Origin of the sequence: Bacillus cereus group sp. MYBK95-2 (genome assembly GCF_051915225.1) — a bacterium.
GTDB lineage: Bacteria > Bacillota > Bacilli > Bacillales > Bacillaceae_G > Bacillus_A > Bacillus_A cereus.
Window position 1 is genome coordinate 42,901 of record NZ_JBQAEH010000011.1, and the last position, 20,701, is coordinate 63,601.

Genomic DNA, 20,701 nt, shown 5'->3' on the forward strand with positions numbered 1-20,701 from the left:
ACTGTCCAAATGGGAATTACGAATATACATGCATTTCGACATCCAATAGCGAAGCCTAACGGATTTTCATCAATTTCGCTAAAATGAGCTTCATATTCTTTCATATTAAGATTGAGCTTTCTTACGGTTTCTTACTGCAAATAGGGCTCCTATTAAGCCAAGTACGACACATGCAAGACCAATCCATTTTATGTATGGATTTTCGGCTTTACCGCCTGTTGTCGGAAGATACGTTTCAATTTTCTTTGGCGTTTGTTCTTGTTGTGGTTTCTCTAGTTGTGGAATGACAGGTTTTTCGGTTACTTTTGGTTGTTCCGGTACCTGCGGTTGTGGTGCTTCTGGTTGCTCTGGCTTTTGTGGTATTTGTGGTTGTTCTGGCTGTTCTGGTTTTGGTGTCTCTGGTGTAGGTGATGTCGGTTTCTTCTGATCCTTCACCGTGTGCTTAATAATTTGACCATCCTCTTTAATTTCAAAAGAGAATATTTCTTCATTCAGTAAATAGCCGTCTGGTGCGAATGTTTCTTTATACGTGTACTTTCCATATGGAATCTTGAATTTTGCAATGCCGTTTTCATCCGTTTTTCCTTTTGCAACTTCTTTTCCTTGCTCGTTAAAGATAGTAAATTCAGCGTTCGGAAGCTTATTGTTGCCATCTGCAATATCTACCTTGCTAATCTCTAATTCTCCTGTGATGTGCTTATTTTTCGCTGTTAGCATGATTGTCTTTTCTTGTTCCGAAATACTAAAAGGAATAGATTCTTTCGTTAAAACATAGCCAGTTGGTGCTTGCTTCTCAACAAATGAGTATGCTCCAAATGGTAAGTCTTTCACTTCAATCAAACCGTTTTTATCACTTTTGTGTTCACTTATTTTCTTCCCTTTACTATCTTGAAGAACGAACACTGCACCTTCTAATTTTTTATCTGGATTCTCTCCATCTACTTTTAGAAGTTGCACGTTTCCTTTTACTTCTTTATTTTCGACTGTGAATGTTAGCGTTTTTCCTTGCTCTTTAATCTCGAATGGATATTTTGTTTGATTAAGAAGGTATCCTTCTACCCCTTTTGTCTCAACAAAATAATACTTTCCATACGGAAGATTCTTCACTTGTGCAATCCCTTGCTCGTTTGTAGTTGTTTTTGTGATTTCTTTTCCCTCTGCTGTGAACACTGTAAACTCTACTTTTGAAAGAGTTTTTCCGCTGTCACTTAATTTCTTAATCTCGATATTCCCTATTACTTTATTATTTTGTACTGTAACTCTTGCAATCTCACCTGTTTTAACTTCAATCTGTTGTAGCTGTTCATTCATTACATAACCAGTAGGTGATTTTACCTCTTTAAGAGTATAAGTTCCGATTTCTAAACTAGAAAGGCTAGCAATTCCTTGTTCATTTGTAGTAATAGTACCAACCTTTTCATTCATACTATTAAACACATCAAATACAGCATCTTGTAATACCTCTTTTTGTTCTCCTACTTTAATAACTTCTAATTGACCTACTGACTTCCAATTCATATTTAAATTTGCACTTACTTTTTCTTCATTACGCTCTAATAGAACGGTAGCATCTTGAATTTTATCAGTTCCTTTGTAAGCAACTGCATGTAAATTGACTAAATTAGAATTAATATTTAAGGAAAGGTTACCTGTATTGGAGGATTTCGGAACCAAAATACGGAATTTCTCTCCTAATTGGAATTGTTTTTTCATTTCTCCATTCTCGGAAACAATTTTTGTACCATTCGGTTCATTTGTAAGGTTTACAGCGAATACACCATTTTTAGCGTTACTTTCTACTTGGTACAAACTCGTTTCAAAGTACTCACCATAAAGTTTTGCTTCTTGATTATCAGTTGGAATTACATTCATGTAAGTTTCTTGTGTTGCGTTACTATGATTGGCCGCATAAATAATTCCCTTAGCTGCTTTTTCAACATTAGCATTACGATGCTCAAGCTCCGAAATAGATAATTGTCCTAATGCATTCCAAACCGCTAATTGCGTTGCATAATGAGCTTCCTTCCAATTTGAAACACCTAATTCTTGTGGAGATTTCTGTGGGTATCCATTCATCAAAACTCTATATACCACATTATCTGTTCGCCCTACTTCTGGAAGATCCTCACCATTCGGTGAACGTAGTCCATATGTAAGACAGTACGCAATTTGCCCATTAGAATTTTTGAGGAGTTCCGTTCGAATATCTTTCCCATATTGATGGCTATAACTCCAATCCAATTTATATTGCTCACGCTGAATTACTTCAGCACTTACCTTAGTAAACGGAAATAGGAAGTTTATTGCTACAAGAAGCGTACTCATTGTAATGAGTAGCATTTGATACGAACGTTTCAACATGACTAACAGCTCCCTCATATGATATGCAGTTTTCAAAGATCACTAAAAACAAAATTTTCAGTCTTATTAACTTGAAAAATACTAATTAAGTTATCCCTTTTCTGTATTGTTCATTTACAATATAGATGTATAATTATTGTTTAACGAGTAAATAAAATTTGTTTCATTCTAATCTTGCTCGATAGTACGTAGCAAAAAAAAGTTTTTCAATTGGTTCATTGAAAATATCGGCAAGAAGTTTCGCCCTATTTTCAATAACTCCTTTTGTACCAGTTTCAATGTGATACAGAGTTTTCACGGGTATTTCAGAAGCCTCCGACAGCTCTTGAATTGTTAACCCTTTTGATTCTCTAATATTGCGTATAACAGTCAATTTCTCACCCCCTTAATCACATTCTATTCTCCTTAAAGTAGAATGTCAATCCTTTCGGGAAACTTTTTTATCCCAAAGGTGAATATATCGATTGGAGTGAAATATATGATACAGAATTATTTCGGGGAAAATGTTAGAATTCTAAGAACACTTAAAGGATTAAATATGAAGGAACTTGGTGATGTTTTAGGAGTCGCTAGTAGTACTATTTCCAACTGGGAAAATAACAGGAAAGAGCCAAGTTTTGAAACGCTCCAAAAGATTTCCATTTATTTTAATGTAAGTACTGATCGACTCCTAAATCATAAAATTGGTGATAGTGAAGCTCTTACAACAGAAGATCGAAAAATAATTGTAGAACGTTTAGCCCAAGATTTGTACGAAAGTTATAAAAATGTTCCTGATAAAGATAAACCACTATTAGAAAATGAATTGATTGAGTATGCAAAATATTTAACGCATAGAATTGAGACTAAAAATAAACTAAAAGATAGCTGAAATCCATTATTCTTCTTGGAAGTTTCCAATTAACAGTAATAATTCACGATAAGTTTCTAAAATTTGATTGTCCTGGTCAATCATTTCATTAAACCATTCTTGATTAAGATTCATTTTGTAACCCTCCCGTATTTACGTGAATTTTTTATATTTTCATGTGTTAGTGGCACGAAATTTTTACGCTTTTAAATAATGAACCACCATTATAAAGTACGAAAGACGCTACCTTTTAGTAGCGTCTTTCTTGCTTAAACGGCTTAACCACCGCCGGGGTCGACCATTCTTTGCATAACATATTTATTTGTATCTTGCACTTTTGCATGTTGTGAATCTGGTGTTTCTAATTGAAAAAACGATGTCAATAGCATTACGGTATATAACGTAACCGCTAAAAATTTATTCACTTGACTTCACCTCTTCTTTTAATAGCTCTTTCTTGACGTATTGCGAATAAAAAATATTACCTGTCAATTCGAAAGATTCTAAGGATTCTTTTAATCCTATTATATCATTATTTATTTTCGAAAACGAATACTGTTGAAAAGCCGTAAATTTTTTGCCATCTTTTCTCAGTTCTTCATATAGCTTAATTCCTGTTTCCCTATCACCATGCATACATTCAAAAAAAGCCTTCTCAGATAAATGAATAAGATCAAATCTTATCTTATCCAAATTAACACCATTTTCTATATATAAATGCGCTAGTGTAGTATGAAACGCTACATATTTTTGTGTTTTTTGTGGAACTTGAATACTTTCACAAAGAAAAATAGCTTTCTTAATATACTTCTCAGCTGTAGATGGGCATTCAAATGTGAAACTTTCTCCTAAACAACACCAAGCTGTAGCTTTAATAATAGAAATATCTAATTCAGAATCTAGAATTTCATAGCATATATTGCGACATCTTTCTAAGTCATTTCTCATTAAGTATATATAAGCCAAACGCTCTTTATATTTCATTTCCAAGCATTGCTTAACGTACTCCTGTTTTACTTCTTTTAAAATAACATCTGTGCGATCAGCATAAGGGATAACAGCATTATAATTTTGCTTATCATACATAGCTTCCATATATAAAATGTTTAAGGCTGCTTGGCACACCGTATCTGAAGAGAAATCTTTAACATACATCTCATCCAATAGTTGCTGACCTCTTGCTATGTTTTGATTCCTTTTGTTCTGTATTTTATAAACCGCTAAGTACTTCTTTAATCCTTTTGTATCTGAATGTTTTTCTATAATATCTGCTATTAATTTATATTCTCCCATTGCTTGGCAATAGCATAATGCTTTTTGCACATTTAATGGTGTTTTACAAAGAAGAATATATTCATGAATGATTTTTCCTTGCTCCTCCGAACTATCACAAATGGCTTGAACTAACTTTATGAAAATCTCAAATTTAAACTCTTCTGTTTTACATTGAAGTCCGTTATCAATTGTTGTTTTACTTGTTCCAATTTCCTTTGCTAGTTGTCTACTACTTATTTTCTTTTCAGTTTTAATTTTTGACAATTTCCCCATTAAATTCTTCAATGTAAAGCCCCCTTCCAAGCACAAGACACATCACCCAATATAAATTATTAAAAAGACATTTTAATCTATAGTTTAGTATTTCGATATATTCTTGGAGGTTAATAATTAATTTTTATAATCGGGTAATCAAAACTTGTCATTATATTATATAACTTAATATTTTTCTCATAAATTGTATAATTAGAAATATTTTAACACGAAGGTCTTATAGTTATGTGTAAAGTGCCCATTATAAAAATTTTATATTTATTTATCGGAAAATTAAAAATTTAATAAGAAAATACAAACTTTTAAATTCAGATATGCTTTTAGAGTGAATAAATTCACGTGTTTTTTACAGATGGGATAACAAAAGCTACTTGAGGGGATTGATATTATTTTAATAACAATATAAGATAAAAAGAAAGATTGTATTTTGAAGAAAAAATGTTTTTTTTAATAGTAGACAGAAAAAAAACCCCACTATACTCAGTTTTAAATTGGTCTCTAGTTTGGCGACATGAACCAATTTAAAACTCCTAGAATAGCAAGGGTCTTATTTAACATTTTTAATGTTCACTTATGACGATAATTATAACATAAGGTGAATTTAATGTGAATAAGAACCTCTATTTTTCCATGTTTTTTCTGTATGTGTTTAGTGGGAGAAATAGGAGGTTTTTTTGTGATTTCACGAAACTTTTTGTTAAGTCGAGCAAAAGCGGAACTAAGTCCCCACATTCATCACTTATCTAAAACTCCTGGAGCTATCAATCAAGAAATCAAGAAAATAATTTCTTATATCAATAGTATTGTCCTAGAGTGTGAAGGTGCTACCACAAAAGATTATCTTACCAAAAGGAAATACGAAGCTTTAGAGACTGTTTTATCTTATTTAGTACAAGAAGGATATAGTCAAGTTAGACAAGAACACATCAGCAAAAAATCTGGAATTTCAAAACCTATTATTAATTACGTTTTTAATTGGCTGCAAGATTTAGGAGTATGCCAACAAATAAAGGTAAGACGGCATGGAAAGATTGCTCCCTCTGTTTACATCTTAACAATACATAATAACTATTTAAAAATTGTTGAATATTTCAAGATAAAATGGGCTGTAGCAATTGATGTTTGTGCTACTTTTACTAGATTTTTAAAGAACAAAATTAGTAAAAAGTCTGATGTAACAGATCTTGAATTTATGCAAAAAAACAATTTTAAACCTTCAACTTCCTTAGATTTTTTCGGCATTGAAGAGCAATCAAAACCTGCTGTCAATCATGAGAAACAAGGGAAAAATAATAGATTACAAGACTTAAATGATTATTTGAGTGAAGATCAGAAAAGAGCGTATTACTACATTTTGAGTCAAGAGCTAACATACCTATCTGAAAATGATGCGTATACAATTGCTTTAAGATTGCCACCAGATATTGATCGCTACACAAGATGGGATTTTGAAGAATGTGTGCAATGGTTCCAGTTTAATAAAGCTGAAAACAGTAATCCTGCACATTTCATAAAAATGTTTAATCAAAAGTCTAAACAGAAGCAAGAACGTAGAAAGCGTAATGCACAAAATACAAGCTCACTCTTAGATACAACTAATAGTCATACATTTGTATTCTATAATTTTTTAGAAGAACACGATTAAAATCAAAAAAATCCAATTACAAATAGCCTTGCTGAAAAAAAACATATACAGCAAGGCTATTTGTAATGTCTTCCTATAGTTCTTTATAACCTTATTGGTCTTCAATAAAATAATTCATAAATCATATATATTTTCTATGTACTATAATTTTTTCTTTTTAATTCAACTATAAAATTTAAACCTTATGAATCTAGTATATTCAATTATTATTTACTAAACTATTTACTTAGAAATTTACTAAGCAAAAATCTCCAATACCTTGATACAATAACTATTATGGCCCAAATATTAATTCTAATGTTTTTATTTATTTTAATTTCTAAAACAAGATTTATTAAATATAGTACTCTGCATCTATTTGTAACTTTTTAGGGAGGCTTAGCATATTTTCTAAAAGATTCCCTAATTTTTTATATAATTTGGCATAATTTATATTTTAAACAATCGATTAAAATATGATTCTATCAGTTATGTCAATACAGTGGTCTTTTGTTATTCATCAAAATTGATCAATAATATTGAATTGATTTTTTCTAAATTATCTATGTTCTTTAAAATCTTCGTACTCATTGATTTCACTCTTTAAAAGGTATAATAGCTTATTTCACGCACTGTCTTAACAACTGATTTCATTATACAAGCGTCTTCGTCCCCTTCTTCAACTATTGTACAATCTACATTTTGTTCTAACATCTGTTTTATTACTCTTAACGACTCTTGAAATCCTTCACCCTAATTACTAGTAAAATTAATAAACGTCTAGATAGATCTATTGCCCCCCTTTTCATCTTCCTATACACATCTACATTTCATATCAAATTTATGATGTATATTATTCAGAAATCTGGTCCATACTAATACAAATAAAACTTCAAATTAAATTTTTTTAGCTATAATTATTTAATATTTAATTAATATATTTCATCTCCCAATATCCTCATTACTTTTACTTGTAAAAATAACCCTGTTCGAGATTCAAAACCCAACAAATAATATCAGCATCTTTTAAAAATTCAAACAACACCTATGCAAGATTCTATACAACAATAAAACGCTACTTTAACGCATAGCGTTCACATAAAAAAAGCTTTTTATTTGCTTTTTAGGCATATGTACTATAAAAACCGTACTTAATTGCTAATTCTATTAATGAAAGCTTTGATTCTATTGCAAATATCTAGTAAAATTCTTATATCAGCAACAAACTTCTAATATTAATAGTTAGTTTTAAAATAGTTTCCTATGTACATTAATGTTGTATAAATACTTGTTCATTTCCAACAATGAACGCTATTAGAACGAATAGCGTTCATTATTGAAAAAACATTAACGCTAGATGTATAGACTGACTTAATATATAAGTATGTATACAAACAAACTGATATGAGTACAAATGATTAGATGGCTGCCTATAAAAATTTCTACTCTTAAAGGAAAGATCTTTTCAAGAACGAATCAATATCTAACATACAAATAATGGAGGTGTGAAGTTTGGAATATGGATATTTTGCACAAGAAGTAGCAAAACAACTAGATATAAACACCAATACACTTCGCAGATGGTCAATTGAACTAGAAAAAATGGAATATATATTTGAAAGAAATGAGCGTAATCAACGAATTTACTATGAGAATGATATAGATATCTTAAAGCAAATGAAAGAATACTTAAATCAAAACTGGAAACTAGAAGAAGCTGCAACAAGAAGCATGGAAAGCATGGAAAATACTGAAGAGAACGCTCGGAAAACGGATAGCGTTCATGAGGAAAATGAAGTTCAAGTAACGCTCAGAAAACGTTCAGAAACTGATATTTTGATGATTCAAGAAAAATTTTCTCACATGCTTGAGCAACAAGACAAAATTGTACAACAAAACCAAGATATCATTAAATTGTTATTACAGGAACGCTCAGAAAAAGAAGACAAAGATCTACAGATTCAGTTATTACAAGAAAAACTGGATAAAGCAATTGAACTATTAAATGAAGATCGCCAAGAACAGCAAGATAACACCAAAAAAACGTTCATTCAACGTTTATTTAATTTAAATTAAATCAGATATACGTTTTTTATCAAATATATCTAATTGAGCAAAAAAAAAAGCGGTAGCTACCGTTTTTTTTTGCTCATCTTTACAACACGAATATGTAGTTTTTTACAACATGTGTTACTAATCCTAACTAGAATAAATAGCCTGTGATACATGATGCTATTATAAGGGTTGATTAATTACATAAACTTTCTACTAAAATCATCAAAAAGCATCATGTCATTGGTAAAGAATACTTATAATTCAGTGGTATGCTCAAAAATAGAAAGCTTGTAAAAGCGATTAGTGACATGTCTTGGTCACAATTTCAAACAATGTTGAAATATAAAGTAAAGTGGTGTAGTGAACAATTAGTTGTAATATCTAAAACATTTGCTTCTAGTCAATTATGTTCCAATTGCAACTATAAAAACATAGATGCTAAAAATCTAAACATTCGTGAGTAGGATTATCCTTATTGTGGCACACGTCATGATAGAGATCGTAACACAGCGCTCAATCTTAGAAATGAAGCTAAACGTAAGAACTATCGGGATAGCCTACTGAATTAGAAACCGTTTGGCTTCTGTACTTAGGTATCCATTACCTCAAGGATACTAAGTACTCAGTTGTCCAATATATTTTTCTTAACATATCTTATTGGACCTTTCTTATGGATTCCAAAAACTCTCTATATCGCTAATAAAAACATGTTAATCCTATTTCCTAAAATTAGCTAAGTGTTTACTTTGTCAATTTTCAGGGAAGATTGACAAATCCTCTAATTTCTTAACCACATAATAAACCTGTATAGGAAACTCCATGCTTTTTCTAGTCTCCTTTAATTCATTTTGCCAGACTAAATTTTTTCATATAAATGCCATCAATCACAGCATTCATTATTATTAAATCCTATGCGTTATAAACGCTATTATTAAAGGCCATATCTTTACTTCTAAAGTTACATTATGTCGTCCTTAAAGGAAAACTACTATATTTATGCACTAAATCTCTAATGAACGCTATGCGTTCATTATTTACAAAACGTTAAATTAACGTTTTGTAAGCGCTCATATCGTTTTTTTATTGTATTACAATACTTGCCATCTAATATCCTTACAGATCGTTTCAAATTCAAAACACTAAACACAGAAAATTTTCCATTCTTTAATTTGTTAGGCCGCTATCACATAGCTCCTAGGCCTTTTAGACGATTCTTATCGCTCTTATAATTTAAAACTTTGCTAATAAGATATGTACCACAGGAAGAACACGCCAATTAATGTCTATATTTCCGTAATCATACTTCGAACATAGTCTACTAACATCAACTACCTTATTTCATACCACTTGCTTAAAATACTTTATGACATATATAGCATAGTCAGGGTCGTTATTATAACGTTCATTAATTAGTACAACATAGAAACATACAACTTTATTATGGACTATAAATTGATACACCCTATCAGATTTTATATATTGCTTTAGCATAAATTGTATCCTTTAAACAACTCAGGATATTGATATTAAAGAGGTAAACGCCAAAAAAACGGGTAGTGTTCACATAAAAACACTCAATAAAACTTAAGTTAAAAAAGATTTTAGCATAATCACAACTACTTATCTCTTTGTCCTGCCTTATGGATTCCAAAGATACTTCATATATCTCCAGCCTACTTTAATAAATTTATCAGATTGTATTTGTTATATTAAGCTTAACATTAACTTAGGATAAATCTTAAGATTTGTAATAATAAAAAAGCACCATACCATCGCAGCATTCATTATTACTAATTTATACGCGTTATCAACACTGTTAAATAAGACATATCTATCCTAAAGCCACATTATACGTTTAGATATAAATATATCTAAACGTATAATATTAATGTACCGAATTCCTTGTGAACGCATAGCGTTCACGTTTCGCAAACCGTTAAATTAACGTTTCGTAAGCGTTCATTTTTTATTCCTACAGTATTAAACATCTTGCGCCTCAAACAGCCTGTAAGGATGTTTGGAGGCGCAAGATTACTAAATAAAAAGACACTCCATTTCTTATTTGTTAGGTGGCTATTCTCGTAATTCATATACTTTATAAATAAAATACTTCGTTCTTATGATTTAAACTTGTGTTAATACCTTTATCATAATGTGTGTTATAAGAATGAAACTCTCATGAACATCTATAACACGGCTAAAATTAGGAGATTTCTTGAAATACGCCCTTAGAAGATTATGCTTTGCTTCTTGCAAGTTGATCCCTGTTTAAAGAATTTAATACGATATATTTTTACTTCATTTAATTGAAATTGTTTTTATAACATTTAGTACTAGTTATAAAAACAATATATTATATTATAATAATTAAACAATATATAATACTAATTTGTATATAGATATATTTTATTTTTATCATTGAAATGGAACAAAACATCATATGAATACTTATTTTATTTATTCATACATCTGTTAGTTATAACGCTCTTTAAATAACTCCTAACGTTGTAGTTAAGGGATTAGTCGGTAAAATAACGGATAGCGTTCACGTGAAAATAAACACTAAAATAACACTTTGATAACGTTTAGATTCTCCAAGAATCCCGATGCCTTAAAATATTCACTTAACCTTTATAGATTATAGTTAGGATCAATAATTTAAATTTATAACGTCTTCGATTTGGTAACATCATTTAAAAGCATAGTTGCTTAAAAGTAGCATTCTCAAAATTATTGCATAAATTTTATCAATCTCTGACAAAGAACTATTTCCTCAAAAATGTGAACGTGGTAGGTGTATGCCAATTGACGTAAGCCAAAATGCTTGGCTTGTTATCATATAATTGTAGATATTGCTTTTTATGAATTCTTAAGATAGGATGTTGGTTGCAGAAAACTCATTGCAATTGTAAACTATCGTCCCATGCTTGACGAAATTATGAAAAACAGGATAAAACAGTAATCTCATATATTAAATAGATCGCAATATTGTTAAGAGGTCACAGTTTCACATAAATAGTATTCTCATATTAAATACATCCTATACAAAAAATTGTTAGTAGTGTTAAAAATATTTTCTGAGGGTTTCATGACCGTTTTTATAACGTTCATGAAACCCTCAGTGTGTGATAGTAACTTTCGTTACAATCATAAATCCCATTATAAAATTTTTCTATTTTTTTATAATTATATTGTAAAGCTAGAAATGAATTGATTTATTTTTTTTAGTTAATCCTTGATTAATATATCTATTATGGAATATGCCATAATAATGAACAATTCATTCGTAAAACCTCTAAAATAAGTGCCTAAAGCATGCGATTAAATACAACTATAACTTTCTCCTCATTACATTTTGCCTTCGACTCCAACGTTATTGAAATTATATCTAAGATACATCAAAAAATTATTGCCTTCTTTAGACTACATATGCCAGTTCAAAGTATCATTCGTTCTTCTGAAAAGAATACGTTTTGTTTTTATTAGCTAGTTTCTACTGTTGGAACAAATTTAGCTTTTTTATAAATAAAAAGACTTCTTTAATTCCTAATCCCACATCATTCTCAACAGAAGTACCAATTTTCATTAATTCTTTTATGTATCATCTAACAGTCGTACTAATTCATAGGCTTTGCAAACAGCGTTCCACTATAGATTATAGATATTTTTGTTTGATCACCTATTATAACCATATTTCCGTTCGTTTGTTTCTTTTGTAGAATTTTATTTTGTTTGGACTAGAGTAATTCATTTCAAAAAACATATGCTTATATCCATCGTACTTCTCTCCGGACTAAGATTTCTATCTTGAATCTCCTTATATAAAAAAGAAGATTCTTTTAAATTACACTCATATTATCTCTTTACCAAAGCTTCTGCTCTATCCATCAAAAACATCCAATTAATTAATATGTAAATATGCAACTAAAAATTGATTCAAGTAGACCCCATTACAAAATAACAACGCCTAAATAACACTTCTAAAACGTTCATATAATAAAACTATTGTATTCAATGTAACTTAAGAAACTTAAATATATAATTTTGGTTAAAAAATTTGATGTCTTACCATAAAAATTTAGAGTTAATTTCAAAAATAAAACAAGAGCAATAAAGGTTATTCATTATCTATTTAAATATCTTACTTTTAAACTTTAAGCCAGCATTCCTGCGATTCTCCGTGAACGCATAGCGTTCACGGAGAATCAATTACTACATTCCTACTATAAACAGTAAAAGTATACCAACCAATCAGCAGCCTAGATATATAACCAATCCTAAATCATATTATATTAGTTCCTTCAGAAAGAAGTTTTATTTTTTAAAGTATGTTACCAATGGATCTCCTAAAAAAACACCTTTTCAACATAGCTTTATATTGCCACTATGATCTAAGTATGTATGTAGAGACTACTTTGATATCTATGTGATTTTTTATATAGAAATACTTCAATTGAAATTCTTTACAGCCTATACAAACTACTTTTTTTATTATTGAGCTCGAAAAATAAATTTATAGGTTTTATCATTACGTAAATCATTTTCCCTTTAAAACCACCTTTAAATGTTGCTATTACAATGTTTAACGCTTTAAAAACGCCTAGTGTTCATCTGTTAAGTTCGCCAGATAAACACCATAATAACGTTTGTTTAGCGAATAAATATGAATCTGTAATTAATTCTGTTCAATTTTTATATTCAAATCAAATTTCATAGATTCTCTATTCTTTTAAAGGAGTGCTGCAGATACAAATAGAACATATACAACAAAAATACATATTGTAACTTGATATATAGAGGGGTAATTTGCATACTACTTTTTAGTCTTTTAGTTATAGTTATCATCAAAATAGCCAAAAACAAACTTACTATAATAAAGATCTCAGTTTAAAACCGTCTTTCAATGCGTTACTACACCAAAAAACATCTAATCTTCCAACCTCATTTCTTTTATCAGCTATTGGTTTATAAAAAATATTAAAATCATTGATATAGAGGGGTTTAACGCATTAATAACGCCTAGCGTTCACATAATATCAAACACTGAAATAACACCTTTATAACGTTTATTCGGCTAACCATTTTAACTATTCAAGTATGTATAAGTCATATTTGTAATTAATCTTATTTGCATTCTAATTTTCTTTGTCCTGATTGAAATGTATACCTCATTCCACTAGATATCCCTTGGATCCCCAAAATATATCATCAATAGTCTATCCATAAACCATAGAAACAACATGATATTTTAAAAGGCATCTTCGACAAACGTATTCCTCCAACCAATAACGCCTTTTATATTTTATTGATTTTTAAAAGATATCTAATATATATCTATAAAAATAAAGGGTCAGAAATGTCCTGAAATAACCCAACTCACCTTGATTTATTATCTATTTCATATTTATTTTATATCTATTTTATATTTTAATTATATTTTACATTCATAAACCTTATAAAACCCTTGTTGTTAAAGGTTTTATAGGTTATAATATATTTATTAGATATAAATTAGAAATAAATTTCATAGAGGTGATGTATAATGGCAAGTTTAAAAGGCAAAACTCTTCATATAGACATAGAAGGTGATATTGGAAACGATTCATTTAAAGGTTACATCAATGGTGAATACATAAAAATGAAAAATGTATATCAAAATGTTTACTCAATGCCTAATGTTACAGAGACAAACATCCAAAAAAACGTAATTAATTTAGTAGATAATATGTTCGTGAATATTGCTAGTAAATCAATTCGAAGATCCGGGATGTATTTCATTGGAAATCGTGCGATGTTAACAGGGAAAAACCCTAAAAACATGAACATTAAAGTCGGTCAAAAATACAATGATGATTTACCACTAATTAATATGCTAGGATTAATCGCAAACAAATCAGTTCAACTTGAATGGGAACGAACAGAACAACTGCCACAATCAATCAATGTGACTGTTGACCTTATTTCAGCTATCCCAGCAAGCCAATGGACACCTGTAAACGCTAAACATTTAGAACAACGTTTTACTAATTCAAATCATGTTGTAGTGGTTTATGTAGGAGAAGAGCAGGTAACGGTTAGCTTAACATTTAATAGTGCAAACATTACACAAGAGGGTGTTCCTCCGTTATTTGCAATTCTTGAAGGGGAAGAGGAGATGTTTACTGATTTCACTAAACTATATGCAAAAAAACTTGAAATCAAAAAAATTGACGGCTCTTTCTTTAAAAACAAAAAAATTCTACATTCTGATATTGGGGATGGAACAACTGAGTATATCTACACAGTTGGCGTAAATCCAGTAATTGATGCTTGTAGCGGTGAAAGACGCGGTGTCGGCCATGCTACAGAAGAAGCTGTAAAATTATTAAATCAAGAACGTGGCACAAACATTAAACGCCAACAATTCTCTCAGATTCTTCAAGATATAGATCATAAATACCATGAAGAGGCAACAACCCACTTTAATATTACAAAAGTGGAACAAGCTGAACTAATCCTAGAAGATACAGATGAAAAATATGTAAACAATACAGCCAGTGAAGCTGAAGTTTTATGTGTGTATGGTGGGGGAAGTATTACTTTTAAAGATGAATTATATAATCAATTATTAGAGTATTGTGAGCGAGTTGGAATGTACTTATTGTGGATTCCAGAGAAATACGCTGTAGATATGAATGCTAAGGGGATGCAAATTATCAAGAAAATTCTTTCTCGAAAAAAGGTGAAATAGTATGTCCGACAAAAAAAGAGAATCCTTCTTCTGGAACCTCAAGAAGATTGAGAATGAAGAATTCTTTAAATGGTTCGAGTCACAAAGCAATATAGCCGATTCTTTGTATAAACTTGTTTGCTATTTTATTGATAAACACGGATTACAAGACGTGGCTGATTATAAGATACAGCAACAAATGCAAAAAGAAATTTTACTTCAAGATAAAGACTTTTTAAATGATGTTAAGCGTATACTTTTAAATAATTCAAACCTTACTATTCAAAAAGAAAGCCAAGCAAATGAAGAAGAGGTAGCCGATTCAAATAGAATAATCTCATCTAATGAAAAAAATTCTACTTCTAAAGATACACATATAGAAAATGAATCCACAGCTGAAAAAGCGGTACTTAAAGATGAATATGAAGACCTGGATACAGCCAATTTATTTGGTAACTAACGTTATAAATCCATGATAAAAAAGAGTCCCTATTTTAGGGACTCTTTTTTATCATGGATTTAAGTTTTTCTACATCTTATCAATAATAATTTGTCTTTTATACCACTGATTTAATTTATCTTTAGCCGTGCCTGAAAGGCGTTTTGTTTTCTTATTATAAAACCTAGAAAGGGTAGGTTGTGATATACCTATTTCTTTTGAAAGTTCTCGCATTGTAATATTTTTATTCATATGGAAGAATGATATTTTTTCTCTAATTGAATTTTCATAATCATCCACATCTAAAGTGTTATTTTCTATTTTCACTGGAGACTCTTCTTGTATGATCTCTACTGTTTTTTTCTTCGCTATTTTTTCTATTGAATTCATTAATTCTTTCGGCGGTAAAATTATTATACCTAACTGAGCATAATAGTTCTTAAACCAATTCTTCTTTGTTAACATTTCCTCTTTTAAATCTTCACTGTACTCCCAATGTGATATTACCTTTTCCTTCTCTAAATCAATAAGAACATTTTCTAACTGTTCACGAATACGATTTGGCTTTTGATTTTGATTTATACCCATGACAGCCAGTAATCCCTTATCTCCTCCTATAGAGTAAGGCCTTTTTAAACTAGAGAACATTTGACGAATTCTCCATTGCCAAGTTAAATAACGAATCAATCTCTTATGATATTTATGTCTATAACTATTATATTCTAACGCTTTTTTTGATAATAGTGCCGTAGTACTACTAGAACCATATAAATAACTTGATAAGAAGCTCCCTGGCTTAATCCTGCAAGATTCTATCCCCATATATTCGTTAGTGTTAGTATCTCTCCAGAGTACCACAGAATCTAATACAAAAAGCCTCTTTATAACTTCTCGCTTTACTTCATAATGTTTACCTGCTTCAGCTCGATCATTTAATACAACTACCTCATTATCATCATTTAAATAGATAAAAATACTTGCTAAGGCAGCAATACGTTTGGCAACCTTTATTTTATCTTCTGCTCGATAATATTCTGTGTTATTAGCCTTTGCTTTAGGTATGCTACACATTTCTAATACCTGATTATATGAAAAGTCTATGAATTCATCAGGGGACTTTGCCTCATTTAACCATTGGATAGTAATTGCATCTAGACAGTCAGCAGTTAAATCATCCATATTACTCATTACACCATCAACCAATGTATTCCAACGAGCAGCTTCTTCAATATTTATTAATCTTAAATCTTCATCCTTATGTGAAGAAAGTTGTGCAACTCCACTACTATCTTTCGTTTCAATTGGATAAGATTTCAACTTTGTATTTTCATCTTCTTCAAATTGATTCTTTGCTATACCATCTCTTAATTTATAATAAACCGCAGAATTATTTACTTCATAATAATTCTCATGCTCTAAACCTGTATTAGATTCCTTTGGTTGCTGCAAGGTTTCATTGTTAGCTCTTGAAAACTCTTGCTCCACAAATAATCCTATCGCCACATCAATTTCAATTTGGTAAGCTTCTATGTTGGTGAATATTTCCAAAGAGGAGATTCCCTTTTTTTGTTGCTGTTCAAGCCACTGTACAAGCATTGAAAATGATGGGGAAAAATAGTCCGAAGTTACGATCCTACTAGTATCTTCTTTAACTTCTAAGTAATAAGCATTCCATTTATACCACAATTGTTCATTATGTTTATAGATAGGTGCTGATATTACTAATGCATCTTTAAACAATTGTAGAACATTATCCATATACATCCTTCTCCTTATTTAATTTACAATTGAGAATGATTTAAACTTAAATCTATATAGCCTTATGATGTTCCTATTCATGAAAATAAAAAAGAATACAGTAAGTTCTATCCAACCATCCCTTAGTGATAATCTAGCACGTATGCTTATAACCACCTCTTTTACTGATTATACAAGACTGTATCCATTTGGAAAAGGTAAGACGTTATATGAAAACCAATATTTTTCAAGGGATTAGCTGAAACATGAAATTCTTTTGCGATATCATGTCCCTTTTGACTAAACATGAAAAAGCTAGGTTATTCATGTTTTAACAGTTTCGCTGTATATATGGTAAAACTCATTAAATTTTGCATACAAAGTGAAAATTTATAGCGGTATCATGTCCCTTTTGATTAAAACATGAAAAAAATCCAGCCTAAAATGTTTCATGAAATTAAACTATATATTTTTTCATAATCTTTTCTATCCTTGATACAAAAGGGTTTCTTCTATATTCAAGGTATGAAACAAGAAAATTTATAGCGGTATCATGTCCCTTTCGTGTTTCATAAATCCTCTTAAATCCCTTATATACCATACATTTATACCACATCTTCTCAAATTTCAGGGGATTATAAAACATGAAAATTTATAGCGGTATCATGTCCCTTTCTATCTGAAAAGATGAATCACTCCTAGCGGTATCATGTTCCTTTTATAAATGCCAAATTTCATATAAATCCCTTTAACATCAATGTTTATTAACGATTTTCATGTGAATTGTAATAAATAGAAATATGAAAATCCACAGCCCTATCATGTCCCTTATATTTTTGTGAAAATAAGCTTCCAATCCCATTAGAACAACGTTTATTAGCAGTTTATAACTCATTTTCTTGTTTATTCGGAACATGAAAATCCATAGTGATATCATGTCCATAAAAAAAATAGAACAAAACCCGAAACCCCTTGATATGAAAGGGATTAACGTACATTTCATTTTTTCATGTTTGCTCTTAAAGGGGCCCATTTCATCGAATTTTGATTTGCTATAATTAAAATCGGTATATTTTATATTGTACGGATATGTATATTTTAATTTGTATAGGAGGTGAAAAAGATGAGCAAATCATTTGTTATTCGTAATCAACGTAGTCTAAATGGACAATCTACTAATGCGGTTATAGTTACATTAAAATCTTGGCAAGCACTTGTTGATGCATTGGAAGGAAAATACTATAGCTATAAAGATACATACCTTGAAGATATTATTAATCAAATGTCGTATGAAGAACGTATTGCGGATATCGATGGATTTGTTGCAAAAGCAAAGCCATCTTTTTCACGTCATACTATTTCAAAAACAATGGGAAGAAAACATAAATTGTACGGTATTACAAATGCAGATCTTGAAGTATTCCTTTACCTACATAAAAAATGCTATACGAATGGTATTATTCCAAACGTAACAGTACATATGCTTTGGGAAGACTATAAGCAATACAAAGAAGAATTGGCATGTATACAGCATTCTCAATTCTATATTGCACTAAAAAAATTAAGCCTACATAACATTATTACGATTGAAAATGAATTAGATAGTCGATACACAATTAAAATAACTCATTTTATGAATGAAGAAACAGAAAAAGCAAATCCTTATGTTTACATTAGTCCTGTAGTCTTTACAAAAGCTTTCTTTGAACTTTCAGTAGCATCTAAGAAGCTATTCTTAGATATTGCTATGCAACAGCATAGAGAAACTACATTAAAACGTTCTTTAGACAAACAGGATGAAAGAGGTAATAAGACTCACTTTGGTGGGATGTACCGCTTTCTACATAAGAAGTATCCACATCAAATTCGTGCAGTTATGAAAGAACTAACGACTGTATTGCCTTGTACAGGAACTCCACTATTCAAAATCTGTAAACTACAAAAAGGGGTTCAAAACAAGAAAAAATACACGACTTTATTTTTATCTATTCATCCAGACTTCTTATGTGGAAAAGAATCAGGCGAACTACAGTATCGTGATCCTTTTACTCCAAAGGTTACGTATGCCCGTAAAGCCCGATTTATTGAATCTACACTACAAGAAATGCATATTGGGGAATTTACACGAGACATGAATAAATTTATTCATGTACTTAAAAATACCTGTCATCGACAAATCCGTAGTGTAATACATAGTTTGCGTGACATGATTGATCGCACTGAAAAATATCCAAGCAAGTTAGTATATACACTGAAAAAATTACTGAATCAAACATCACAGTATCATATTCTTGATACCGCAGCTAAAGAAGGGATTTATCCTCTTATTACACAGCACGTACCCGCAAAACAAAAAGAACAAGCTATATTTGATTTCGGATTGCATTTCTCTATGTACTCTCGCCGAAGCATCAAGAAGCTGTTCCGTAAAACATTTGAGTTATTAAAGAACAAATTTGCCGTACCTGTTACAGAGGAATCTTACCATCGTAATTATCTAAGATATCAAGAAGAAACATTATTTAGAAAATACGCTTATGAACAAGGTGCAAATCTAAATGCTTATATGGCTTTAGAAATAGAAATGCGTGAACTTCTAAAAATAAAAGGACATAAAGAACGCTTTATTCCTAGTGATGTACGTGAATTGTTCATTGAAAAGATAGATAAATTACCAAAAGAAAAGCTAAGGGTAATTGAAGTACCTGGTAGTATAAATTTAATTACCTTTATACGTGCGTTGGAACAGCTGATACGTGCTGGGATTCAAGTAACATCAACTGAACAGGTATTAAAGGTAATGGAAGAAATGTAATCATTTTCAGCTCTCTATATTTGAAAAAAAATCAAAGTAGAGGGCTATTCGTGTTGGCTCTATCATTCAAAGTCTTTCTATTAGATACATTTATATACTTTTCTAAAAGATTCTATTGAAAATAGAATCTTTTTTTATGCACTTCTATACAATAAAAATTATTCATCATTCTTAATTTCCACAATAGTAACTTGAAAAGGCATCCAATACTTATATAAATAAAGATTTTACTCTACATAAAATCATAAGAAAAATTAAATTTTTAGTGGATATGTTTATAAAAAGGATTATTTGTGAATAAAAATATCATACTATTGTTGCTATATAAGGGTTCTATAAGTAAATCTACTAAAATTCATCAAGTTTTATGTGATTAAATATGAATAACTGAATTAAGTGGATTAAATAATGATCATTGTGTATAGATTGTGTACAAATGACTACAAATTGGGGACAAATATCGAGAATGTCTTCTTATTTACGAATGAATAAATATACTTATTGCCGAATTATTTTTCTTCATTTTTTATGTAGGTATAGTGGTATTATTTTATGATTTTATG

The 20,701-nt window shown here is 30.2% G+C and carries 11 protein-coding genes and 1 pseudogene; 7 read left to right on the forward strand and 5 right to left on the reverse strand.

Going from position 1 to position 20,701, the window contains the following annotated elements; all coding sequences use genetic code 11:
* Positions 1-105: 105 nt before the first annotated feature.
* The gene (locus tag ACTFN4_RS26110; RefSeq protein ID WP_439963000.1) at positions 106-2,361 is read right to left on the reverse strand and encodes a SpaA isopeptide-forming pilin-related protein; all 2,256 of its coding nucleotides are present in this window, start codon (positions 2,359-2,361) and stop codon (positions 106-108) included.
* Between the two features lie 163 nt (positions 2,362-2,524).
* Positions 2,525-2,734 carry a helix-turn-helix transcriptional regulator gene (locus tag ACTFN4_RS26115; protein ID WP_000216138.1) on the reverse strand — a complete coding sequence of 70 codons (210 nt, stop codon included), beginning with the start codon at positions 2,732-2,734 and terminating at the stop codon, positions 2,525-2,527.
* A gap of 105 nt (positions 2,735-2,839) precedes the next feature.
* Here ACTFN4_RS26115 and ACTFN4_RS26120 point away from each other — a divergent pair, with 105 nt between their 5' ends.
* Entirely contained in the window at positions 2,840-3,232 is a 393-nt protein-coding gene (locus ACTFN4_RS26120) for a helix-turn-helix domain-containing protein (protein ID WP_000615757.1), read from the forward strand.
* Between the two features lie 257 nt (positions 3,233-3,489).
* Here the strand turns inward: ACTFN4_RS26120 and ACTFN4_RS26125 are convergent, their stop codons facing one another.
* The gene (locus tag ACTFN4_RS26125; protein ID WP_001031951.1) at positions 3,490-3,636 is read right to left on the reverse strand and encodes a hypothetical protein; all 147 of its coding nucleotides are present in this window, start codon (positions 3,634-3,636) and stop codon (positions 3,490-3,492) included.
* Positions 3,629-4,759, reverse strand: a complete 1,131-nt coding sequence (locus ACTFN4_RS26130) for an AimR family lysis-lysogeny pheromone receptor (RefSeq protein WP_439963068.1) — start codon at positions 4,757-4,759, stop codon at positions 3,629-3,631. Before ACTFN4_RS26130 ends, ACTFN4_RS26125 begins: the two co-directional genes overlap by 8 nt.
* A gap of 676 nt (positions 4,760-5,435) precedes the next feature.
* Here ACTFN4_RS26130 and ACTFN4_RS26135 point away from each other — a divergent pair.
* The 5 genes and pseudogenes from ACTFN4_RS26135 to ACTFN4_RS26155 all read left to right on the forward strand — a co-directional run bounded on the left by ACTFN4_RS26135 (position 5,436) and on the right by ACTFN4_RS26155 (position 15,607).
* A complete protein-coding gene (locus ACTFN4_RS26135) occupies positions 5,436-6,404 on the forward strand; it encodes a Replicase RepFR55 (protein WP_439963001.1) in 969 nt (322 codons plus the stop codon).
* A gap of 1,491 nt (positions 6,405-7,895) precedes the next feature.
* Positions 7,896-8,459: a MerR family transcriptional regulator gene (locus tag ACTFN4_RS26140; protein WP_439963002.1), complete on the forward strand. Its 564-nt coding sequence runs from the start codon at positions 7,896-7,898 to the stop codon at positions 8,457-8,459.
* A 176-nt stretch (positions 8,460-8,635) separates the two neighbouring features.
* Positions 8,636-9,007 (forward strand): annotated as a pseudogene (locus tag ACTFN4_RS26145) (RNA-guided endonuclease TnpB family protein); the annotation flags it as partial.
* Between the two features lie 4,973 nt (positions 9,008-13,980).
* Positions 13,981-15,168, forward strand: a complete 1,188-nt coding sequence (locus tag ACTFN4_RS26150) for a ParM/StbA family protein (RefSeq protein ID WP_439963003.1) — start codon at positions 13,981-13,983, stop codon at positions 15,166-15,168.
* A gap of 1 nt (position 15,169) precedes the next feature.
* The gene (locus tag ACTFN4_RS26155) at positions 15,170-15,607 is read left to right on the forward strand and encodes a hypothetical protein (RefSeq protein WP_061660634.1); all 438 of its coding nucleotides are present in this window, start codon (positions 15,170-15,172) and stop codon (positions 15,605-15,607) included.
* 69 nt (positions 15,608-15,676) lie between these two features.
* On the opposite strand, the gene ACTFN4_RS26160 is transcribed toward ACTFN4_RS26155, so the two are convergent.
* On the reverse strand, positions 15,677-17,344 hold the full coding sequence (locus ACTFN4_RS26160) for a helix-turn-helix domain-containing protein (RefSeq protein ID WP_061660635.1): 1,668 nt from the start codon (positions 17,342-17,344) through the stop codon (positions 15,677-15,679).
* 1,102 nt (positions 17,345-18,446) lie between these two features.
* Between ACTFN4_RS26160 and ACTFN4_RS26165 the strand changes: the two genes are divergently transcribed.
* Entirely contained in the window at positions 18,447-20,138 is a 1,692-nt protein-coding gene (locus ACTFN4_RS26165; protein ID WP_439963004.1) for a hypothetical protein, read from the forward strand.
* Positions 20,139-20,701 lie beyond the last annotated feature (563 nt).

Excerpts from the sequence above, each read along its gene's own strand:
- ACTFN4_RS26110 (WP_439963000.1), bottom strand. The coding sequence starts at position 2,361 with ATGTTGAAACGTTCGTATCAAATGCTACTCATTACAATGAGTACGCTT.
- ACTFN4_RS26120 (WP_000615757.1), top strand. The coding sequence starts at position 2,840 with ATGATACAGAATTATTTCGGGGAAAATGTTAGAATTCTAAGAACACTT.
- ACTFN4_RS26130 (WP_439963068.1), bottom strand. The coding sequence starts at position 4,759 with ATGGGGAAATTGTCAAAAATTAAAACTGAAAAGAAAATAAGTAGTAGA.
- ACTFN4_RS26150 (WP_439963003.1), top strand. The coding sequence starts at position 13,981 with ATGGCAAGTTTAAAAGGCAAAACTCTTCATATAGACATAGAAGGTGAT.
- ACTFN4_RS26155 (WP_061660634.1), top strand. The coding sequence starts at position 15,170 with ATGTCCGACAAAAAAAGAGAATCCTTCTTCTGGAACCTCAAGAAGATT.
- ACTFN4_RS26160 (WP_061660635.1), bottom strand. The coding sequence starts at position 17,344 with ATGGATAATGTTCTACAATTGTTTAAAGATGCATTAGTAATATCAGCA.
- ACTFN4_RS26165 (WP_439963004.1), top strand. The coding sequence starts at position 18,447 with ATGAGCAAATCATTTGTTATTCGTAATCAACGTAGTCTAAATGGACAA.